Genomic DNA, 20,947 nt, shown 5'->3' with positions numbered 1-20,947 from the left:
CCTGCGCGCACGTTCAAACGCAAGGATACGGACATGACCGGAACCATCGAAACCCGCCTGGCTGAACTGGGCATCACCCTGCCCGACGCGCCAGCCCCGGCTGCGAATTATGTGCCCTATGTGATCGTGGGGGACATGGTGTATGTGTCCGGCCAGGTATCTGCGGATGCGAATGGGTTCATCACCGGAAAACTGGGCGACGACCTGCTGACCGCCGATGGCGCTGCCGCCGCAAAAACCTGTGCAATCAGCCTGTTAGCGCAGCTAAAGGCCGCCTGCGGGGGGGATATAGACCGGCTGGAAAGGGTGGTCAAACTGGTCGGTTTCGTGAACTCGACACCCGATTATGTGGAACAGCCCCAGGTGGTTAACGGGGCCTCGGATTTCCTGGTCGAGGCCCTGGGCGACAAGGGCCGCCATGCGCGCTCGGCGGTGTCCGCCGCCGCCCTGCCGCTGGGCGTGGCCGTCGAAATCGAAGCCATTTTCCAGATCAAATGAGCCCCCTGCCACGGGGGTTCCTGAAAGCCCCGATCGCGCATCGCGCCTATCATGACATCCGCGCCGGCCGGGTGGAAAACTCGGTCAGCGCGATCCGGGCCGCGATAGACGCGGGCTATGGGATTGAGATTGACCTGCAACTGTCCAAAGACGGGCAGGCGATGGTGTTTCACGACTATGACCTGGGGCGCCTGACGGGTGAAAACGGCCCGATCCGGGGGCGAACGGCCAAGGAGTTGGCGCAGATCGCCTTAGCGGGCGGGGCGGACACGATCCGCACGTTCCCTGAGATGCTGGATCTGATCGGCGGGCGCGTGCCTCTGCTGGTCGAGCTAAAGGATCAGGACGGCGCAATGGGCGCAAATGTTGGCCTGCTGGAGCGCGCAACCGCCCAGGCCCTGACCGGATACACCGGCAAGGTGGCGGTGATGTCTTTCAACCCGCACTCTATGCTGCAAATGCAGATTCTTGCGCCTGACGTGCCGCGCGGGCTGACCACCAGCGCCTATACCCCCGCGGATTGGCAGCTGCTGCCCGCCCGCACCCGCGACAGGCTGCGCGAAATCCCCGACTATGACTCGGTCGGAGCCTGTTTCATCAGTCACGAAGCCGCCGACCTGCCTCGCCCGCGCGTTGTGGATCTGAAAAACCGCGGTGCCCATGTGCTGTGCTGGACCATCCGCTCGGCTCAGGCCGAGGCAGAAGCCCGCAAGATCGCGGAAAATGTGACCTTCGAGGGCTACGCCGCCGCGATCCCCGCTTGATCCGGGGCAATTTTGGCTCAGATACTGCCAAAAGGGACGCAAGGGACAGATGGCGCAAGAGACTATAGAGATTCAGGTGCTTGGCAGCCTTGGCCAGGTAGACCCCTCTGCGTGGGACGCCTGCGCCCGCGCGGGCGATGGCCGCGCGCCGGACCCTTTCACGACCTATCGGTTTCTGTCTGCGCTGGAAAACAGCGGCTCCGTCGGGCCAGGCACGGGGTGGCAGCCGCAATATCTGCTGGCCAAACGCGGGGACACGCTGATCGCCTGCGCGCCGCTTTATGCCAAATCCCACAGCCAGGGCGAATATGTCTTTGATCATTCCTGGGCCCACGCCTATGAGCGCGCAGGCGGGCGCTATTATCCCAAGCTGCAACTGGCCGTGCCCTTCACGCCCGTCACCGGCCCGCGTTTCCTGACCCTGCCGGGCGCGGAACTGGCCGGCATGTCCGCCTTAATCCAGGGCGCGGTGCAACTGGCCTCGGAACACCAGGTCTCATCCCTGCATGTGACCTTCTGCACGCAGGCGGAATCGCTGGCAGGCCAGCAGATGGGCCTGCTGCACCGCACCGGGCAGCAGTTTCACTGGCTTAATGACGGCTACACGGATTTTGACGGATTTCTGGCCGCCCTGTCCTCGCGCAAGCGTAAAACCATTCGCAAGGAACGCCGTGTCGCGCAGGGCTTTGGCGGCAGCATCCGGCAATTGACAGGGGACGACATCAAAGCGCATCACTGGGATGCCTTCTGGCAATTCTATCAGGACACCGGCGCGCGCAAATGGGGCTCGCCCTATTTGACCCGCGCGTTTTTCGAAATCGCCCACGACACAATGCGCGACGACACCCTGCTGGTGCTGGCCGAACAGGACGGCGTGCCCATCGCTGGGGCGCTGAACTTCATCGGGCAGGATACGCTGTTTGGCCGCTACTGGGGCTGCATTCAGGATTATCCCTGCCTGCATTTCGAAGCGTGCTATTATCAGGCCATCGACTATGCCATCGCCCAGGGCCTGCAAAAAGTCGAGGCCGGTGCCCAGGGCGATCACAAGCTAGCCCGCGGCTACCTGCCGGTGGAAACGCATTCGCTGCACTGGATCGCGGATGCCGGCTTTGCCCGCGCGGTAGAGCAATTCCTGCAAGGCGAACGCCAGGCCGTAGCCCAAGAAATCGACATCCTGACAGACTATGGCCCCTTCAAGAGGGCCCAAACAGAGGATCACCAATGACCGAAAGACTCAGCGATACAGGACGCAAGACCATGCTGGATCCGCTTCTGGAAACGGGCTGGCACCTGCTGGACGGCCGCGACGCCATAACCAAGACCTATGCGTTCTCTGACTTCACCGAAGCCTTCGCTTTCATGACCCGCGCGGCTATGTGGGCCGAAAAATGGAACCACCACCCCGAATGGACCAACATCTGGAACCGCGTCACCGTCACGCTGACCACCCATGACGTGGGCGGCCTTAGCGCACAGGACGTGAAACTGGCCCGAAAACTGGATCAACTGACAACATGACCTTCTCTGACATCCTTGGCATCGAAATCACCAATGGCATCACCCTGGGCGATATGCTCACGGCCGAGTTCCTGACCACCGTCCTGGGCAACGTGCTGGCCGCAATCGCCATCGTGATCCTTGGTTTCGTGGTCGCCGGATGGGCGCGCCGCCGGATCATCAGGCTGGGTCTGAAATACGACTCCCTCGACGATACGCTGTTCACCTTTCTGGGCAATATCCTGCGCTATGTGATCCTGATCTTTGCCGGGCTGTTCATCCTGAACACCTTTGGCATTCAGACCACATCCTTTGTTGCCATCATCGGCGCGGCGGGCCTGGCGATTGGCCTGGCGCTTCAGGGCACGCTGTCCAATGTGGCAGCCGGCGTGATGATCATCCTCTTCCGCCCGATCAAACTGGGGGACTTCGTCCAGATCGGCGGGGAAACCGGCACCGTCAAATCCATTTCCCTGAACTATACCGAGCTGGCCAGCGCCGCGAATGTCCAGATCATCATCCCCAATGCCCGAGTCTGGGGCAACACGATCACCAATTTCTCGATCTACCCGACCCGCCGGGCCGAATGGACCTTCGGAGTCAGCTACGAGTCCGATCTCAAACTGGCCGAAACCGTGATCCGCACCACAATCATGGCCGATCCGCGCGCCAAAACCGACCCAGCCCCATTTATCCAGGTCAACAACCTGGGCGATTTCTCAGTCGATTTCCTGGTCCGGGTCTGGGTGGATTCACCCGACTTCTTCGCCTTTCAGGCCGATATGAAACGCGCCGTCAAAGAGGCCCTGGACACCGCCGGAATCGATATTCCCTTCCCCACCCGAACGCTCATCCAGACCTCCTGATCCCAAAGGGGCCGCGCCCATCGCAGGCCCGGCCCCTTCTTTGCTCTGAAAATACTCAATCGCAGCACGCAGCAGAACACCGCCCGCGCGGTTCTGTCAGATCTCTGCCAGCAGCGCCTCACCGCTGGAAATCTCACACCCCCGGCTCGTTTCGGGATGAAACACTTTCACCACCCCATCCTCGACATACATCGCATAGCGCAGCGAGCGCCCGTAAAAGCCCACAATTTCAGCATCGAAGCTCTGACCGATACTTTTGGCATAGCTGCCATCGGCATCCGACAGGCAGGTAATCCCCGCCTCCTGCGCCCCCGAGGCCTCGCCCCACATCTTCATCACAAACGGATCATTCACCGCCAGGCAAATGATCTCGTCCACGCCTTTTTCCGCAAACCCGTCTTTTGTGCGAATAAAACTGGGCATATGCGCCACATGGCAAGTGGTTGAAAACGCCCCCGGTACGGCGAAAATCACCACCTTGCGCCCTTTCAGTTTCTCGGCCAGCGCCACGGTGGCGGGCCCCTCCTCGGTCATCACCAGAAAATTCGCATCTGGCAGGCGGTCTCCGACTGCTATCGTCATTTTTCGTCCTTCGTTGCACTCCTCACGCCGCACGATATAGGGTGCGCGCACAGGACGGCCAGCCCGGCCGCATCGGAGATTTGGATATGGACAAGATTGTCGTCGTGGGCGCAGGTCAGGCCGGAGCCTCGGTGGTTGCCAAATTGCGCAATGCAGGTTTCGAAGGCACGCTGACCCTCGTGGGCGAGGAAACCGCCCCCCCCTATCAGCGCCCCCCCCTGTCCAAGAAATACCTGCTGGGCGAAATGGAGCTGGAGCGGCTCTATCTGCGCCCGCTCAGTTTCTATCAGGACAACCGGATTGACCTGCGATTGGGGGCGCGGGTCTCGGGCATTGATCGTGCCGGCAAAACCATCAGCGTGGGCGATCGGACGATCCCCTATGACGCGCTGGTTCTGGCCACTGGCTCTTGTCCCCGCCACCTGCCCGCCGCAATCGGAGGCACCCTGGACGGCGTTTATGTGGTCCGCGGCCTGACCGATGTCGATGCCATGGCCCCCGAATTCAAGGACGGCGCCAAGGTGCTGATCGTCGGAGGCGGGTATATCGGGCTCGAAGCCGCTGCCGTCGCCGCCACCAAAGGCCTGAACGTCACCCTGGTGGAAATGGCCGACCGTATCCTGCAACGCGTCGCCGCGCCCGAAACCAGCCGCTATTTCCGCGAATTGCACATCAGCCACGGCGTGAACATCCGCGAAGGCGTGGGCCTGGAAACCCTGCTGGGTCAGGGCCACGTCACCGGCGCGCGCCTGACCGACGGCTCCGAACTGGAGGCGGATTTCGTCATCGTCGGCGTCGGCATCACCCCCGCCACCGCCCTGGCCGAAACCGCAGGCTTGGACATCGAAAACGGCATCAAAACAGACGCCCAGGGCCGCACCAGCGATCCGGCCATCTGGGCGGCAGGCGATTGCGCCTCTTTCCCCTATCGCACAGGCCGCATCCGCCTGGAATCCGTCCCCAATGCCATTGATCAGGCCGAATGCGTGGCCGAAAACATCCTGGGCGCGGGGAAAACCTATATCCCCAAACCCTGGTTCTGGTCCGATCAGTACGACGTGAAACTACAGATCGCCGGGCTGAATTCAGGCTATGACCGCGTGATCACCCGCCCCGGCGACAAACCCGGCGCGGTCTCTTTCTGGTACTATCGGGGTGAAACCCTCCTGGCCGTGGACGCCGCCAATGACCCGCGCGCCTACATGATCGGCAAACGCCTGATCGACGCAGGCAAATCCCCCGATCCGAACGCCGTTGCCAGCCCCGACACCGACCTGAAGTCCCTGATGAAATGAGAATCGTCGCAGGCAGTTTCAAAGGACGCGCCCTGGCCGCCGTCGGCAAGGGCGACCCCGGTGCCCATCTGCGCCCCACCACCGATCGCACCCGCGAAAGCCTGTTCAACATGCTGGCCGGAGGCCGCTTCGGCGATCCCATCACCGATGCCCGCGTACTGGATCTCTTCGCCGGCACCGGCGCATTAGGGCTCGAGTCCCTCTCGCGCGGTGCCGCCCACGCCACCTTCGTGGACGATGGCAATAAATCCAACGCGCTCCTGCGCCAGAACATCCAGATTTGCCAGGCCAAATCTCAGTCCAGGATCATCCGCCGCGATGCCCGTAAACTGCCGCCAAATCCCGACGCCCCCTATACCCTGATCTTCCTCGATCCCCCCTACGGCAAATCCTTAGGCGAACGCGCCCTCCAGACCGCCCTGGAAAACGGCTGGATCGCCCCGGACGCCCTCATCGTCTGGGAAGAAAACACCGCCATCACACCGCCTCCACAGCTCACCCAGCTCGACGCCCGGCGCTATGGCGACACCACGATCACCCTTCTGACCGCCCGATCCGCTTCTTTCTGATCCCAATACTCCGGGGGAATGCGCCACAGGCGCAGGGGGCAGCGCCCCTATTTCACCAACACCACAGGCACCTTACAGGTCCGGATCATCTGCGTGGTGGTCGAACCGATGATCATCGCGCGAATACGCGAATGGCCATAGGCGCCCATCACCAGCAGGTCATAGCCCTCGGCCTCCACCAGCTCGCCCAGCGCGGTTTCCGGCGCACCGTCCACCACCTTGATTTCGGCCCTATGCCCCCCCGCCGACAGAGTCGCGCGCGCATCTTCCAGCCCGCGCTGCACGGCCTCACTGGGCTTGCCCACCGTCACCAGCGTGCAGGCCAGCCCGGCAAACAACGGATCGCGCGCCACGTAATCCACCGCCTTCATCGCAGACACGCCGCCGTCATAGGCAATCAGCACGGTCTCGATTGGCTTGAACGCGCGATTGGCCACAAACACAGGCGCTTTGGTCGCCCGCGCCACGCGCTCCAGGTTTGACCCCAGATGCATCTTGGCAAAATCCGCGGCCTCGCCCCGCTTGCCGATCACGATCAAAGAGGCACCCTCTTCCTGTTCGGTCACGGTTTCTACCATGTCCCCGTTGCGCAGGCGCAGGGCCACATCCGTCACCCCATCCGCGGCCACGATCTCTTTGGCGTCATCCAGAATAGCCCGGCCCTGAGCCTGCGCCAGCTTGGCGCGCTGCGCATCCAGCTCGGCCAGCTCGCCCATGATTTTCGTCCGAGCGCCCAGCCGCAGATTGCCGCTCAGATCCCCCGAGCCCCCCTCGCGACGGCCCAAAACGTGGAACAGTTCCACCGGCGCGCCGGTGCGCCCCGCGATCCAGGCTACGTGGTGGCAGACGCTCTCGGAATAGGCCGAGCCATCCACCAATGCGATGATCTTTCCGGTCATGGCTCTCTCCTTAATGTGCCAGCAGCTTATCCATCGCGCCGGGTTTGTCATGTTCGCCCAGACGGTCCACAATGGTTTCAGACGCCTTGTTCATGCCGATGATCTCAACCTCCGCACCCTCGCGGCGGAATTTGAGCACAGCCATGTCCAAAGCCGCAACCGAGGAAATATCCCAGATATGCGCGCGGCTGACGTCGATCACGACGCGCTCCAGCGCCTCACGGAAATCGAACGCTTTCATGAAATCCTCGGACGAGGCAAAGAACAGCTGCCCCTCGACGATATAGCGCCGCTCGCGCCCGTCATCCGACAGCTCGGACCGTACGCCAAACAGCTGCGCAATTTTCCAGGCAAAGAAGATGCCCGACAGCAGCACCCCCACCAGAACACCGATCGCCAGGTTATGAGTAAAGACCACGAACACCACGGTCGCCACCATCACAATGGAACTGCTGGGCGGGTGATCGCGCAGCGATTTCAACGAGGACCAGCTAAACGTGCCCACCGACACCATGATCATGATCGCCACCAATGCGGCCATCGGAATGCGCGCCACCAGATCGCCCAGAAACACCACCAGGATCAGCAGCACGGCACCCGCGACAAAGGTCGAAAGCCGCCCGCGCCCGCCCGATTTCACGTTGATCATCGACTGGCCGATCATGGCGCACCCCGCCATGCCGCCGATAAACCCGGTGCAGAAATTCGCCACACCCTGGCCCACGCATTCCTGGTTCTTACTGGATGTCGTATCGGTCAGTTCATCCACCAGGTTCTGAGTCATCAGGCTTTCCAGCAGGCCCACAGCGGCCACTGCGGCCGAATAGGGCAGGATGATCATCAGGGTCTCAAAGGTCAGCGGAATATCGGGCAACAGGAAAATCGGCAGCGTGTCAGGCAGCTCACCCATATCCCCAACCGTGCGCAGATCCAGCCCCATGGACAGCGAAACCGTGGTCAGGATGATGATACACACCAATGGCGAGGGCACAGCCTTCGTCAACAGCGGAAACAGGTAAATGATCCCCAGCCCGGCCGCGACCATCACATAGGTCAAAGGCGGCACGTTGATCAGCTCGGGCAGCTGCGCCATGAAAATCAGGATCGCCAAAGCATTCACGAACCCCGTCATCACTGAACGCGACACGAACCGCATCACATAGCCCAGCCGCAAAATCCCGGCCCCTACCTGCAAAACACCGGCCAGAATCGTCGCCGCCAGCAGGTACTGTAACCCGTGTTCCTTGACCAAGGTCACCATCAATACCGCCGTCGCAGCGGTGGCCGCAGAAATCATCCCCGGACGCCCGCCCACAATCGCCGTAATCACCGCAATGGAAAACGACGCATACAGCCCCACCTTCGGATCCACGCCAGCAATGATCGAAAACGCAATCGCCTCGGGAATCAGCGCCAGGGCCACAACCAGCCCCGACAGCAAATCGCCCTTCACATTCCGGGTCCACTCGCGCCCGTAAGAAGCAAAAGAAATCATCGGCTACCGGCCTCCGTCATAAGGCCCGCAAACTGCCTCTTCGCCAGCCGCAGGCCCAGTCCATCATCTGTCAGCATATCCAGCCCGGCCCATTCAGCCAGTCCACGCGTTTCCCCCGCGCTTATACGCCCGCCCCATTTTCCGCAACAGCTTGCAACCGGCGCGCGGCGCTTTAACCGCGATTGCGCCTTCTTTGCTCTGCAAATACTCAGGCAAGCCGGGTCAATCAGACACCATACGTCGGATGGAACATCCCCGCCGGAGACAGGGTGAAAATCTCAAACCCATCCGCTGTCACCCCGATCGAGTGCTCAAACTGCGCGCTCAAAGATTTGTCGCGCGTCACCGCCGTCCAGTCATCGGACAGCACCTTGGTTTCGGGGCGGCCCAGGTTCACCATCGGCTCGATGGTAAAGAACATGCCCTCTTCCAGAACCGGCCCGGTGCCCGGACGGCCATAATGCAGCACATTGGGCGGCGCGTGGAACACCCGGCCCAGACCGTGGCCGCAGAAATCGCGCACCACGCTCATCCGGTGCCCCTCGACATAGGACTGGATCGCGTGGCCGATATCGCCAAAGGTGTTCCCCGGCTTCACCGTCTCGATCCCCTTGAACAGGGCATCATGGGTCACCTGGATCAGGCGCTCGGCCTTGCGGCTCAGCTTGCCAGCCACATACATCCGCGAGGTATCGCCAAACCAGCCGTCCACGATCACCGTGACGTCGATGTTCAGGATATCTCCGTCCTTGAGCTTCTTGTCACCGGGGATGCCGTGGCAGACCACGTGGTTGATGCTGATACAGCTGGCGTGCTTATAGCCCTTGTATCCGATCGTCGCGGATTTCGAGCCCTTCTCGATCACCTTGTCCTCGATGATCTTGTCGATCTGGCCGGTGGTCTGGCCGGGATAGACGTGTTCAGCGATCTCATCCAGGATCTCGGCGGCGATACGGCCGGCGGCGTGCATGCCTGCGAAATCCACCTCTTGGTGGATACGGATACCCTCGCGGGTGACGCGGCCATCATGCTTGTCTTTCAACAGTCTTCTCCGTCGCAGGATCATTTTTTCCAACTTCTACAATGAACCGCCCCGCAGGGCCAGAGCAGCTAAGGCCGCAGCGGCAGGGCCTGTCCCAGAGTGACACCCTGAGGCGAAATTTGCGTGCCGAACACCAGCACCTCGACCCCTTGCGCCCGGGCCTGCGCAAAGGCGGCGGCATAGGTCGGATCAATGTCAGCGGCCAGCGCGAAACCCTGCGCATCCGTTCGCTGCACCAAATAGAGCATCACCGCACGGTGGCCAGCCTTGGCCATTTCGGCCAGTTCGCCCAGGTGTTTGGTGCCCCGCGCGGTCACGCTGTCGGGAAATTCAGCCAGACCGGGCTGGCGGGACAGGGTGACGGATTTGACCTCGACATAGGTATCCGGGCCGCCGCCCGTCAGCAGGAAATCAATGCGGCTGCTGGCACCGTATTTCACCTCGGCGCGCACCTGATCATAACCGGTCAGGCCAGGCACCTGCCCTGCCTCCAGCGCGCTGCGCAACGCGCGATTGGGCACCGAGGTATCGACGCCGGTGAAATGCCCATTCTCATGTTCCACCAGACGCCAGCCGAATTTCAGCTTTTTCTTTGGGTCGTCATTGGGTTCCAGCCAGATTCGCATCCCCGGATCAGCCAGCCCCATCATCGAGCCGGGATTGGCACAATGCGCGGTCACGATCTGCCCGTCCTCCAGCCGGCAATCGGCCAGAAATCGCTTATATCGCTTGATCAGAGTGGCAGGTACAAGAGGGGTAGGAAAGCGCATCCCTCGCGCCTATACCGGAGTGGGAGAATGCGCAAGATGAGGGGGCAGAAAGAATGGCAAATCCAACAGCGGCCATGCTGGTAATCGGGGATGAAATCCTGTCAGGCCGGACCCGTGACAGCAACATGCACTTTCTGGCCAAAGAGCTGACCCGCACCGGCATTGACCTGAAAGAAACGCGCGTGGTGTCCGACGATCCGCAGGCGATCACCGGCGCGGTTCAGGCGCTGGCTGCGGCTTATGACACCGTGTTTACCTCGGGCGGGATCGGGCCCACCCATGACGATATTACCGCCGAATGCGTGGCCGCGGCCTTTGACACGCCGATCGGCATCCGCGATGACGCCCGCGCCCTGCTGGCCGCCCATTACCAGCGCACCGGGGCCGAGCTGAACGAGGCACGCCTGCGCATGGCCCGCATTCCGGAAGGGGCGGCGCTGATTGACAATCCGGTCTCGGTGGCGCCTGGGTTCACCATTCAGAACGTGCATGTGATGGCCGGTGTCCCCGCCGTATTCGAGGCCATGGTGGCCAGCGTCCTACCAACGCTGACGGGCGGGCAGCCGCTGCTGTCTCAGACCCTGCGAATCGAACGGGGCGAGGGTGAGATCGCGGGCCCTCTGGCGGATCTGGCGGCCGATTTCCCTGATCTGTCCATCGGATCTTATCCGTTTCAAAGCAACGGCATATACGGGGCCAACATCGTGATCCGGGGCCAGGACGGCGCGCAGGTCGATGCCGCCATGACCCGTCTGTCGGAGATGTTCGCATGAGCTTGCCCGACGATACGCAGCTCTATGACGTCATCGACGGCACCTGGCCCGCCGTCAGCGAACGCCCCGAGGGCCCCTGGATCATCCGCGAGGGCCAGGGCGGCGGACAGCGTGTCTCGGCCACAGTGGCCACCGGGCCTGTCACCGCCCAAGACCTGGCACAGGCCGAAACCGCCATGCAGGCGCTGAACCAGCCGCGCCTGTTCCAGATCCGCGCCGGCCAGAACGATCTGGACTCCCTGCTAGAGCAAAACGGCTATGTCATCGTCGATCCGGTGAACCTGTGGGTTGCCCCTGTCGCGGATTTGGCCACCGAATTCCCGCCCCCCGTCACCGCCTTCGCGGTATGGGAGCCTCTGGCAATTCAGATCGACATCTGGGCCAAGGGCGATATCGGCCCCGGACGCATCGCCGTGATGGAACGCGCAGCCCAGCCGAAAACCGCTCTGTTGGGGCGTCTGAACGATTCCCCCGCCGGGTGTGCCTATGTCGGCATCCATGGGGACACGGCGATGCTGCACGCGATGTATGTGCTGCCGCATCAGCGCAAACAGGGCATGGCCCGCTGGTTCATGCGACTGGGGGCATTCTGGGCGCGCGATAACGGGGCGCGCTATTTCTCGGTTGTCTGCACACAAGACAACGCTGCGGCCAATGGCTTATATTCAGATTTGGGAATGACCAAAGTCGGCCAGTACCATTACCGCAAGCACAAAGAAGATTTATAAAATGACCTCCAAAGACATGTTGACCGCCCTGGACCTGCACCCCGTTGATCCTCTGCCCGAGGACACGGCGAAATATTTTGCCATCTGCGAGGAAAAACTGGGCCTGGTGCCCAACGTGCTGAAGGCGAACGCCTGCGACATCGAAATGCTGAACGCGTTCACCGCGCTCTATAACAAGATCATGCTGGCCGACAGCGGCCTGTCCAAACTGGAACGCGAGATGATCGCCGTCACCGTGTCCTCGGAAAACAAGTGTTTCTACTGCCTGACGGCCCATGGCGCCGCCGTGCGCGAACTGTCCGGCGATCCCATTCTGGGCGAAATGCTGGTGATGAACTATCGCGTCGCCGATCTGTCCCCGAAACAGCGCGCCATGCTGGATTTCAGCGTGTTGGTCACCAAGGCCAGCGCCACCATTCTGGAAAAGGACCGTCAGGCCCTGCGCGACGTCGGCTGGACAGACAAGGACATCTGGGACATCGCCAACACCGCCGCGTTTTATAACATGACAAACCGCGTGTCCTCGTCCCTGGATATGCGCCCGAATACCGAGTACCACTCGCAATCCCGTTGATGCTGCGCCCCTTCGCCCTTTTCTGCGCTTTGATGACGGCTCTGCCAGCCGGGGCGCTGTCGCTGGAATTGCCCGCAGCAGCCACCCCCCTGGCCGAAGAGATCAGCCCGATGGACAGCTATGCGCTGCCGCTGGGCCCGTTTCAGGACGGGGCCGTGCCGGTGCAGCCGCTTGAAGGCGAGATCACCCGGCAAAGCTGGCAGATTGCGGCGCAGGGGCTGACCTCTTTGCAACTGTTCGCCCCCTTGCGTGAACAGTTGCTAACCGAGGGCTACACCCTGCTGTTCGAATGCGGCGGCGAGGCCTGCGGCGGTTTCGATTTCCGGTTCGCAACCGAAGTCCTGCCCGCCCCTGACATGCATGTAGACCTGACAGATTTCCGGTTCCTGGCGGCCCGGCGCGGCAAGGACATGCACCTGACCTTACTGGTCAGCCGGACCGAAAACGCCGGTTTCGTGCAAATGATCCGTGTCGCGCAGACCCCGGCCAGGGCTGGCGTTCCTACCGTGCAGATCGCGACGCCCACCGCGCTGCCCGACACCGATCTAAGCGCGCAGCTGTCTCAGTTCGGTCATGTGGTTCTGTCGGATCTGGCCTTCGAGACGGGCTCTTCCGCGCTGTCGGGCGGCCCGTTTGCCTCGTTGCAGGCGCTGGCGGCCTTTCTGCGCGCGGATCCGTCCCGCCGGGTGGCTCTGGTCGGGCATACCGATACGGTTGGCACCCTGGAAAACAACGTGGCTTTGTCCAAGCGCCGGGCGGCGGCTGTCCTTGAGCGCCTGGCCACGGCGCATGACGTCCCCCGCGCGCAGATGGAGGCCCAGGGCATGGGCTATCTGTCGCCCGTCGCCCCGAACCAGACAGATGCCGGCCGCGAGGCAAACCGCCGTGTCGAAGTGGTGCTGCTGAACACCGAATAAACCAAGGCCGGGGGGGGCGATTGCCCCACCCATGGCGTCTAATTCCGGATCAGAATGGCCCGAAAATCGTTGACATTGGTGCCGGTCGGGCCCGGTTCGAACAACGCTCCGATTGCCTGAAACGCGGTCCAGGCATCATTGCCAGCCAATGCCTGCGCCGGGTCAATCCCGGCCCGACGCATCGCGGCAGCAGACGCGCCATCGGCAAAAGCACCCGCATTTTCCTCGGACCCGTCAATCCCGTCAGTATCCGCAGCCAAAGCCGTTATCCCCTCCGCCCCGTCAATTTCCCGCGCCAGAGACAACAGGAACTCTGAATTCCGCCCGCCTTTGCCCGATCCGCGCAGGGTAACCGTGGTTTCCCCCCCCGAAAGCAATAGAACAGGCGGCGCGAAGGGGCGCGACTTCATGGCCACCTCGCGGGCAATGGCCGCGTGAACCTTGGCCACCTCGCGGGCTTCTCCCTCGATCGCATCGGACAGGATTGCCGCAGGGATACCCTGGGATTCGGCCAGTGCCGCCGCGGCCTCAAGCGATTTGGCCGCCGAGGCAATCACATGGGTTTCATTGCGCTGAAACGCCAGCGCATCAGGGGCGGGCGCATCCTGAGCAGCATCGCGCAGAAAGGCGGCAATCCGGGCGGGCAGCTGTATGCCGTAATCGCGCACCGCCGCCAGGGCCTCGGCCCGGCCCACCGCATCCGGCACCGTCGGCCCCGAAGCCACCTGCGCCGGATCGTCCCCCGGCACATCCGACACGATCAGGCTGACCACACGCGCGGGCGCGGCGGCGGCGGCCAGCCGTCCGCCCTTGATCCGGCTGACCTGTTTGCGCACCGCATTCATCGCGCCGATGGGCGCCCCGCTGGCCAGCAGTGCCTCGTTCAGCGCGATCTCATCCGCCAGGGTCAGCCCCTCGGCCGGCGCGGCCAGCAAAGCCGAGCCCCCACCACAGATCAGAGCCACCACCAGATCGTCCGCACCAAGCCCCGAAACCGCGGAAAACAGCGCCTCGGAGGCAGCGAGTCCCGCCTCATCGGGGACAGGATGCGCGGCCTCTAGCACGCGCACATCGCGGCACGCACAGCCATAGCCGTACCGCGTGACAACCACCCCCTCCAGCGGCCCCTGCCATAGTTGCTCGAACGCGGCGGCCAGTTGCGCCGCGCCCTTGCCCGCCCCGATCACAACCGTGCGCCCCTTCGGAGCTGCGGGCAAATGCGCCGCCAAAGCCCGCGCAGGATCCGCCGCCTGAATGGCCGCATCAAACAATTGGGTCAGGAAATCTTGGTCAGTCATAGGCGCTCCGGGTTCTGAGGCCAACAGACCGCGAGAGCCCCGCAACCGCAAGCCCCTTTGCACAAGTCCCGGTGTCTGGAGCGCCTCTGCCGGGGGGCTGTCGGGGGCTCTGGCCCGGCTGCTCAAATTCTACGCAGGCGGCGAGGAAACTGCGCGCCAGAGATCTGGACATATAGAACATGCCATCTGGACATATTCCAAATCCCCCGATCAAGTGTGTAATGCCCGCATCTTTTGCGCTACGGCGCACCCTTCTTGCATCGGAGCATATCGAAATGGACGGCACTCTGGAAAACGATATCCGCGCGGTGGTGGACGCCGACCGCGCTCATGTCTGGCACCACCTGACCCAGCACAAACCCTTTGAAACCGCAGACCCGCGCATCATCATCGAGGGCAAGGGAATGCGTGTCTGGGATCAGAACGGCAAGGAATACCTGGACGCCGTGTCCGGCGGGGTCTGGACGGTGAATGTGGGCTACGGCCGTGAACAGATCGCCGATGCCGTGCGCGATCAGATCATGAAGCTGTGCTATTTCGCGCAATCTGCCGGCTCGGTCCCCGGATCGCAATTCGCCGAAAAGCTGATCGAGAAGATGCCAGGGCTTAGCCGCGTCTACTATACCAACTCGGGGTCCGAGGCCAACGAGAAGGCCTTCAAGATGATCCGCCAGATCGCGCATAAGAAATACGGCGGTAAAAAGCACAAGATCCTGTACCGCGACCGCGATTATCACGGCGGCACCCTGGCCACCATGTCAGCGGGCGGGCAGGACGAACGCGGGATGCAATACGGCCCCTTTGCCCCCGGTTTCGTGCGCGTGCCGCACTGCATGGAATACCGCAAGGAAGAGCTGGGGCTGGGCCATCTGTCGGGCCGCGAATTCGGCATTGCCGCCGCCAATCTGATCGAGGACGTCATCCTGCGCGAAGGCCCCGACACGATCGGCGGCCTGTGCCTGGAACCTGTCACCGCTGGTGGCGGCGTCATCACCCCGCCCGAAGGGTACTGGGAACGCGTACAGGAGATCTGCAAGAAATACGACATCCTGCTGCATATTGACGAGGTCGTCTGCGGCATCGGGCGCACCGGCACGCACTGGTTTGGCTATCAGCACTACGGCATCAAACCCGATTTCGTAACCATGGCCAAGGGCGTGGCCAGCGGCTATGCGGCCATCGCCATCTGCGTGACCACCGAAGAGGTGTTCGAGATGTTCAAATCCGACCCCACCGACAAGCTGGACCATTTCCGCGATATTTCCACCTTCGGGGGCTGCACGGCAGGCCCTGCCGCCGCGCTGGAAAATATGAAAATCATCGAGGACGAACACCTGCTGGACAACTGCACCCAGATGGGCGCGCGCCTGATGGCCAATTTCGAGGCGCTGAAGGAAAAGCACGAAATCATCGGCGATGTGCGCGGCCTGGGGCTGTTTCAGGGGATCGAACTGGTAAAGGACCGCACGACCAAGGAACCCGTGTCCGAACAGGACATTGCCGCCGTGGTGGCCGAATGCGGGGCGAATGGCGTGATCATCGGGGCGGCGAACCGCTCGGTTCCGGAACGCAATAATGCGCTTTATTTCTCGCCCGCGCTGATCGTCACGCCGCAGGACATCGACCTGATCAGCGAGACGGTAGACAAAGCGCTGACAAAGATCTTCGGCTGACGCCGCTTCGCCGCACACATGCCTGAAAGGGCCGGAGGCAGCTCCGGCCTTTTGCATTTCGAATGCCGCCCGGTTCGCAAAACCGGCCCCTACCCGGCACCGGAAATCCCGCGTCCTCTGCGGTGCTACTCGGCCCGGTCAATCAGCTCTACCAACGCGGTCAACATCCGGTTCAGCGGAACGGACAGGCCGTGTTTCTCTGCGCGCCGGACAATCTCTGCGTTCAGAAAACCGATCTCGGTCGGGCGGCCACGCATGATATCCTGCGCGGTCGAGGAAAACTGCCCCGGCATCCAGTCCGGCACGCCTTTGACCGTCGGGATGGTGTCTGCGGGAATCCGTATGCCCTCGGCCTGTGCGACAGCCAGACATTCGGCCACGATATCGTCCAGCAGCCGGGGAATGCCGTCGCCCGCATAAAGCGGCCCATAGGGCAAACGCGTCACCGCAGAGAGAGCATTATAAGCGCAATTCACCACCAGCTTGCCCCAAAGCAGCCCCATCACATCCTCTGAAACCTGCGTTTCAATACCGGCGTCCTGCAAAATCGCGGCAGCCCCGGCCGCCCTGTCACCACCGATCGCCAGATCGCCGCGTCCCTGGTGCTTGACCACCCCTGGCGCGGCCATGCCGCTGGCCACATACACAACCGCGGCAATGACAGAATGCCCGGTTGCCTGCGCCAGGGTCTCGGGGTTGGAAATGCCGTTCTGCAAGCTCAGCAACATCGCATCGGGGCTCAGGAAAGGCGCAATCTGGCGTCCCGCGGCGGCTGTATCCCCCGATTTGACGCAGAACAGCACCATCTCGGCGCCGGTTATCGCGTCCGGCCGGTCCGAGGCCTGCACCCTGCACACATGCTGTTGCCCCGCCTTATCCAGAATCAGACCATCCGCGCGCACGGCCTGAACCAGCGCCGGGCGGCCGATCAGCACCACCTCATGCCCCGCCATGGACAGCATCGCCCCATAGTAACACCCAACGGCCCCGGCCCCCATAATCGCAATCTTCACGGCGTCCTCCTGTTTTGCAAGACTGTGCCGCAACCGCTGCCGCTTGTCACGCCAGATTGCCCTGCCGATAAGTCCAGTTTAGGCTGACCCCATGACCATTTCGGCGGATACGTTTTTCCTGGACCCACTGGCGCAGGGCACATTGCAGGCGCAGATTCAGCAGATGATCGCGCAGGGGATTCTCTCGGGGCAGATCACACGCGGCGAGAAGCTGCCCTCCTCGCGTGGGCTGGCCAAACACCTGGGCGTCAGCCGTATCACCGTGACCCTGGCCTATACCGAGCTGGTCGCCAATGACTATCTGACAGCGCGCGGACGGTCGGGCTACTATGTCTCGGATACCGCGCCCGAGCCCCCCGCACAGCCGCCAACCATCACCCGGCGCGACGCCGTGGACTGGAGCCGCGCCATCGGCCAGAAATTCACCGGAGGCGCCACGCCCGAGCGCCCCAAAGACTGGTCGCAGTTCAAGTTTCCCTTCATCTACGGACAGACGGACCCGGCGCTGTTCGATCATGCAAACTGGCGCCTTTGCGCCCTTAAGGCATTGGGGCAAAAGGATTTCACCTCTCTGACCACAGATTATTACGATCGGGACGATCCCAAGCTGATCGAGTTTATCCTGCGTCACAGCCTGCCCCGGCGCGGGATCGTGGCCCGCCCCCAAGAGGTACTGCTGACCCTGGGCGCGCAGAATGCGCTGTGGCTGGCCGCGCAGGTGCTGCTGACGCAAAGACGCGTGGCCGCCGTGGAAACCCCCTGCTATCCGGCGCTGCGCGATATCCTGACGCAATCGCGCTGCCACATGCGCCCGGTGGATGTCGATCAGCGCGGGCTGCCTCCGCAGAATATTCCCCAGGCGGACGTGATTTTCACCACGCCGTCGCATCAATGTCCGACCGCCGCCACCATGCCGCTGGAGCGCCGCCATGCCCTGCTGCAACGGGCGCGCGAAATGGATGCCCTGATCGTCGAGGACGACTATGAATTCGAGATGTCCTTTCTGTCCAAACCCTCTCCGGCCCTGAAATCGCTGGATGAGGACGGGCGGGTGATCTATGTCGGCAGCTTCTCGAAATCGCTGTTTCCGGGGCTTCGGCTGGGCTATCTGGTCGGATCCGAGGCCTTCATCCGCGAGGCCCGCGCCCTGCGTGCCAGCGTGCTGCGCCATCCGCCCGGACATATCCAGCGCACAGCGGCCTATTTTCTGTCGCTTGGGCACTACGACGCGCAGATCCACCGGATGGGCACGATACTGGCGCAGCGCCGTCAGGTGATGGAACAGGCGCTGCATGAACACGGGCTGGAAATCGCGGGCAGCGGCACTTTTGGAGGCTCATCCATCTGGATGCGGGCCCCCGCCGGCGTCGATACCCGCCACCTGACCCGACAGTTGATGGATCGGGGCGTGCTGATCGAGGCAGGGGAGCATTTCTTTCCAACCGGCACACCGCCACCGAATTTCTATCGGCTTGCCTATTCCTCGATCCCGTCCGAACGCATCCCCGAGGGCATTTCAAGGATCGCCCAGGCCCTGACCCGGCTGCATGGTTAATCGGCAGGCACCCCCCATAATACAGTGTCCGCTACGACACCTCTGGCGCAATGACACAGGTTTGTTACCCTGACCGCTCATTTCAGAAGTTGCCCGGCGCAGCGAAAGGTCAATTGAATGCAGCTTACCGTCCGTGATCCATTTCCGTTTCTGTCCCCGATCTCGGCCAAAGCGCCGCAAAGATTGCTGGACCAGGCCCACGATCTGCCCAAACCCCGCGTTGCGCTGGTGAATGCCGGCTCGGTCAACGCGCTGGAGGGCATCCGCGAGGCCGCAGAACTGGGCCTGGCGGACCCGGTGTTGATTGGCGACATTGAAAAAATCAAAGCAACCGCGGACGAGATCGAATGGGATATTTCCCAGTTGCCCCAGATCGACGCCCCGCACGCCACCGCCGCCCCCAAAGCCGCAGAACTGGCCCGCAATGGCCAGGTGCAGGCGATCATGAAAGGACAGATTCATACCTCGACCTTCCTAAAGGGGCTGTTGCCGTCCTCGGCGGGGCTGCGCGCACCGGGCACGCGCTGCGGACATGTGTTTCACATCACCACGCCGACCTCGGACCGGCCCCTGCTGATGACGGATGGCGCGCTGAATGTGGATCCGGATGTGGAAACCCGCAAGGAATGCCTGAAACATGCGGTCAAACTGGCGCATCAGCTGGGCATCAAGGAACCCAAGGCCGGCATTCTGTCCGCCACCGAGGATCCGATCCCGTCGCTGCCAAACTCGGTCGAGGCGCGCGAGATTGCCGATTGGGCCAAAACCGCCCTGCCCCATTGCACCGTCAGCGGCCCCATGGCGATGGATCTGATCCTGTCCAAAGAGGCCGCGCTGGCCAAGGGGTTCGATTCGCCGGTCAGCGGGGATGCGGACATCATCCTCAGCCCCAATATCACCACCGCGAATGCCCTGTTCAAACTGATGGTCCTGGGCATGGGCTGCTGCGCGGCGGGGCTGGTGCTGGGGGCAAAAGTGCCGATCCTTTTGACCTCGCGCGCGCAGGCGGCCCCGGCACGGATTGCCTCGGCCGCGCTGGGGGTCATCGCCGCCGGAGCACCGGAATGATCCTGGTTGTGAATGCGGGGTCCAGCTCGATCAAGATCGAGCTGTTCGATATGGGCCTGACCGCCATCCTTGAGGGCAAAGTCACCGAGATCGGCGGCAATGCCAGAATCAAACTGGGCGCGCTGGACCAGCCGGTCTACGCCCCCGATCACAAGGCCGCGTTCAAATCCATTCTGGAAGCGCTGAGCGCACAGGGCCATCCCGCCAGCGCCATGCAGGCCGCCGCGCACCGGATCGTCCATGGCGGCCCCGATCTGCACGCCCCGGTACATCTGACGCCCCGGATCATGCAGCAGGTCGCGGGTTACAACCATTTGGCTCCGCTCCATAATCCGCATAATCTATCTGCTATTCAGGCGCTGGCCGAACTGGTGCCGGACCTGCCGCAATACGCCAGTTTCGACACTGCCTTTCATGCGGGGCATTCCGATCTGGTCACCACCTATGCCATTCCCAAATCCGAACGGGACAAGGGCATTCGCCGCTATGGGTTTCACGGGCTCAGCTATGCCAGCCTGGTCGAGAAACTGGGCCACGCCCTGCCGCGCCGCATGTTGGCGCTGCATCTGGGCAATGGCTCGTCCCTATGCGCGATCAAAGACGGCGCATCCGTGGCCAGTTCCATGGGCTATTCCCCAGTCGAGGGGCTGGTGATGGGCACCCGTCCCGGTGCCTTCGATTCCATGGCCGTGCTGCGCATGGTCGAAGATCACGGCACAGACGAAACCCTGCGCCTGCTGAACAAGGAAAGCGGGCTGAAGGGGCTGGGCGGGACAAATAACATGATCGAGCTGCTGGCCTCGGACCGTGCCGAAGCGGCATTCGCAATCGAGCATTACTGCTATTGGGCGGCGCGTCAGGCAGGTTCGGCGATTGTGGCGATGGGCGGCGTGGACGCCATCGCCTTTACCGGCGGGATCGGCGAAAACGCCGCGCCGATCCGCAGCCGCATCTTGCAACATCTGGATTTTCTGGGGGATCTGCCGGTGCATATCGTCCCCGCGGACGAAGAGCGCCAGATCGCCCGCGATGCCCTGCGGCTGATGAAAGCCGCCACCTAACCTTCGC

Annotated in this window: 22 protein-coding genes; 15 read left to right on the top strand and 7 right to left on the bottom strand. The window is 62.6% G+C overall.

The window, feature by feature from the left end; genetic code table 11:
• The first annotated feature begins 33 nt into the window (after nucleotides 1–33).
• Genes ACP15O_RS11525 through ACP15O_RS11505 form a run of 5 tightly spaced genes read left to right on the top strand, consistent with a single transcriptional unit; the run spans nucleotide 34 to nucleotide 3,628 of the window.
• Nucleotides 34–498 (top strand): RidA family protein, encoded by a 465-nt coding sequence (locus tag ACP15O_RS11525; RefSeq protein ID WP_425096245.1) that lies wholly within the window; start codon nucleotides 34–36, stop codon nucleotides 496–498.
• Nucleotides 495–1,262, top strand: a complete 768-nt coding sequence (locus tag ACP15O_RS11520; RefSeq protein ID WP_425096244.1) for a glycerophosphodiester phosphodiesterase family protein — start codon at nucleotides 495–497, stop codon at nucleotides 1,260–1,262. Before ACP15O_RS11525 ends, ACP15O_RS11520 begins: the two co-directional genes overlap by 4 nt.
• A 49-nt stretch (nucleotides 1,263–1,311) precedes the next feature.
• On the top strand, nucleotides 1,312–2,490 hold the full coding sequence (locus ACP15O_RS11515) for a GNAT family N-acetyltransferase (protein ID WP_425096243.1): 1,179 nt from the start codon (nucleotides 1,312–1,314) through the stop codon (nucleotides 2,488–2,490).
• Entirely contained in the window at nucleotides 2,487–2,783 is a 297-nt protein-coding gene (locus ACP15O_RS11510; protein ID WP_425096242.1) for a 4a-hydroxytetrahydrobiopterin dehydratase, read from the top strand. The genes ACP15O_RS11515 and ACP15O_RS11510 overlap by 4 nt, the downstream gene beginning before the upstream one ends.
• Complete coding sequence (locus ACP15O_RS11505; protein WP_425096241.1) at nucleotides 2,780–3,628, top strand: mechanosensitive ion channel family protein; 849 nt, start codon at nucleotides 2,780–2,782, stop codon at nucleotides 3,626–3,628. Before ACP15O_RS11510 ends, ACP15O_RS11505 begins: the two co-directional genes overlap by 4 nt.
• A 96-nt stretch (nucleotides 3,629–3,724) precedes the next feature.
• Here ACP15O_RS11505 and ACP15O_RS11500 read toward each other — a convergent pair whose 3' ends face one another.
• On the bottom strand, nucleotides 3,725–4,210 hold the full coding sequence (locus tag ACP15O_RS11500; protein WP_425096240.1) for a peroxiredoxin: 486 nt from the start codon (nucleotides 4,208–4,210) through the stop codon (nucleotides 3,725–3,727).
• Between the two features lie 86 nt (nucleotides 4,211–4,296).
• On the opposite strand from ACP15O_RS11500, the gene ACP15O_RS11495 reads away from it, so the two are divergent.
• Together ACP15O_RS11495 and rsmD are read left to right on the top strand one after the other, a co-directional pair.
• On the top strand, nucleotides 4,297–5,505 hold the full coding sequence (locus ACP15O_RS11495; protein WP_425096239.1) for an NAD(P)/FAD-dependent oxidoreductase: 1,209 nt from the start codon (nucleotides 4,297–4,299) through the stop codon (nucleotides 5,503–5,505).
• A complete protein-coding gene (gene rsmD, locus ACP15O_RS11490) occupies nucleotides 5,502–6,074 on the top strand; it encodes a 16S rRNA (guanine(966)-N(2))-methyltransferase RsmD (protein ID WP_425096238.1) in 573 nt (190 codons plus the stop codon). Before ACP15O_RS11495 ends, rsmD begins: the two co-directional genes overlap by 4 nt.
• A gap of 47 nt (nucleotides 6,075–6,121) precedes the next feature.
• Here rsmD and ACP15O_RS11485 read toward each other — a convergent pair whose 3' ends face one another.
• The 4 genes from ACP15O_RS11485 to sfsA all read right to left on the bottom strand — a co-directional run bounded on the left by ACP15O_RS11485 (nucleotide 6,122) and on the right by sfsA (nucleotide 10,280).
• Nucleotides 6,122–6,973, bottom strand: coding sequence for a universal stress protein (locus ACP15O_RS11485; RefSeq protein WP_425096237.1), 852 nt, complete (start codon nucleotides 6,971–6,973; stop codon nucleotides 6,122–6,124).
• Between the two features lie 10 nt (nucleotides 6,974–6,983).
• Nucleotides 6,984–8,468: a SulP family inorganic anion transporter gene (locus ACP15O_RS11480; RefSeq protein ID WP_425096236.1), complete on the bottom strand. Its 1,485-nt coding sequence runs from the start codon at nucleotides 8,466–8,468 to the stop codon at nucleotides 6,984–6,986.
• A 226-nt stretch (nucleotides 8,469–8,694) separates the two neighbouring features.
• Entirely contained in the window at nucleotides 8,695–9,534 is an 840-nt protein-coding gene (gene map / locus ACP15O_RS11475; protein ID WP_425096235.1) for a type I methionyl aminopeptidase, read from the bottom strand.
• Nucleotides 9,535–9,578: 44 nt separating this feature from the next.
• The gene (gene sfsA / locus ACP15O_RS11470; RefSeq protein ID WP_425096234.1) at nucleotides 9,579–10,280 is read right to left on the bottom strand and encodes a DNA/RNA nuclease SfsA; all 702 of its coding nucleotides are present in this window, start codon (nucleotides 10,278–10,280) and stop codon (nucleotides 9,579–9,581) included.
• 53 nt (nucleotides 10,281–10,333) lie between these two features.
• On the opposite strand from sfsA, the gene ACP15O_RS11465 reads away from it, so the two are divergent.
• Genes ACP15O_RS11465 through ACP15O_RS11450 form a run of 4 tightly spaced genes read left to right on the top strand, consistent with a single transcriptional unit; the run spans nucleotide 10,334 to nucleotide 13,272 of the window.
• Nucleotides 10,334–11,053 (top strand): competence/damage-inducible protein A, encoded by a 720-nt coding sequence (locus tag ACP15O_RS11465; RefSeq protein WP_425096233.1) that lies wholly within the window; start codon nucleotides 10,334–10,336, stop codon nucleotides 11,051–11,053.
• Nucleotides 11,050–11,781, top strand: coding sequence for a GNAT family N-acetyltransferase (locus ACP15O_RS11460; RefSeq protein ID WP_425096232.1), 732 nt, complete (start codon nucleotides 11,050–11,052; stop codon nucleotides 11,779–11,781). The genes ACP15O_RS11465 and ACP15O_RS11460 overlap by 4 nt, the downstream gene beginning before the upstream one ends.
• A 1-nt stretch (nucleotide 11,782) precedes the next feature.
• On the top strand, nucleotides 11,783–12,355 hold the full coding sequence (locus tag ACP15O_RS11455; protein ID WP_425096231.1) for a peroxidase-related enzyme: 573 nt from the start codon (nucleotides 11,783–11,785) through the stop codon (nucleotides 12,353–12,355).
• Nucleotides 12,356–12,387: 32 nt separating this feature from the next.
• Nucleotides 12,388–13,272, top strand: a complete 885-nt coding sequence (locus ACP15O_RS11450) for an OmpA family protein (RefSeq protein ID WP_425096230.1) — start codon at nucleotides 12,388–12,390, stop codon at nucleotides 13,270–13,272.
• A 38-nt stretch (nucleotides 13,273–13,310) separates the two neighbouring features.
• Here the strand turns inward: ACP15O_RS11450 and ACP15O_RS11445 are convergent, their stop codons facing one another.
• Complete coding sequence (locus ACP15O_RS11445; protein ID WP_425096229.1) at nucleotides 13,311–14,570, bottom strand: glycerate kinase type-2 family protein; 1,260 nt, start codon at nucleotides 14,568–14,570, stop codon at nucleotides 13,311–13,313.
• Nucleotides 14,571–14,845: 275 nt separating this feature from the next.
• On the opposite strand from ACP15O_RS11445, the gene ACP15O_RS11440 reads away from it, so the two are divergent.
• Nucleotides 14,846–16,243 (top strand): aminotransferase family protein, encoded by a 1,398-nt coding sequence (locus ACP15O_RS11440; RefSeq protein WP_425096228.1) that lies wholly within the window; start codon nucleotides 14,846–14,848, stop codon nucleotides 16,241–16,243.
• Nucleotides 16,244–16,368: 125 nt separating this feature from the next.
• On the opposite strand, the gene ACP15O_RS11435 is transcribed toward ACP15O_RS11440, so the two are convergent.
• Complete coding sequence (locus ACP15O_RS11435) at nucleotides 16,369–17,256, bottom strand: ketopantoate reductase family protein (RefSeq protein WP_425096227.1); 888 nt, start codon at nucleotides 17,254–17,256, stop codon at nucleotides 16,369–16,371.
• A 91-nt stretch (nucleotides 17,257–17,347) separates the two neighbouring features.
• On the opposite strand from ACP15O_RS11435, the gene pdxR reads away from it, so the two are divergent.
• From pdxR to ACP15O_RS11420, 3 genes are all read left to right on the top strand, one after another.
• Nucleotides 17,348–18,811: a MocR-like pyridoxine biosynthesis transcription factor PdxR gene (gene pdxR / locus ACP15O_RS11430; RefSeq protein WP_425096226.1), complete on the top strand. Its 1,464-nt coding sequence runs from the start codon at nucleotides 17,348–17,350 to the stop codon at nucleotides 18,809–18,811.
• Nucleotides 18,812–18,928: 117 nt separating this feature from the next.
• Complete coding sequence (locus ACP15O_RS11425; protein WP_425096225.1) at nucleotides 18,929–19,879, top strand: phosphate acyltransferase; 951 nt, start codon at nucleotides 18,929–18,931, stop codon at nucleotides 19,877–19,879.
• Nucleotides 19,876–20,940, top strand: a complete 1,065-nt coding sequence (locus ACP15O_RS11420) for an acetate/propionate family kinase (RefSeq protein WP_425096224.1) — start codon at nucleotides 19,876–19,878, stop codon at nucleotides 20,938–20,940. Before ACP15O_RS11425 ends, ACP15O_RS11420 begins: the two co-directional genes overlap by 4 nt.
• Nucleotides 20,941–20,947 lie beyond the last annotated feature (7 nt).

This window comes from Youngimonas ophiurae (nom. illeg.), from assembly GCF_049803795.1.
GTDB lineage: Bacteria > Pseudomonadota > Alphaproteobacteria > Rhodobacterales > Rhodobacteraceae > Thalassobius.
Note: the sequence above shows the minus strand (reverse complement) of the source record. Positions and strands in the feature narration are given on the sequence as shown.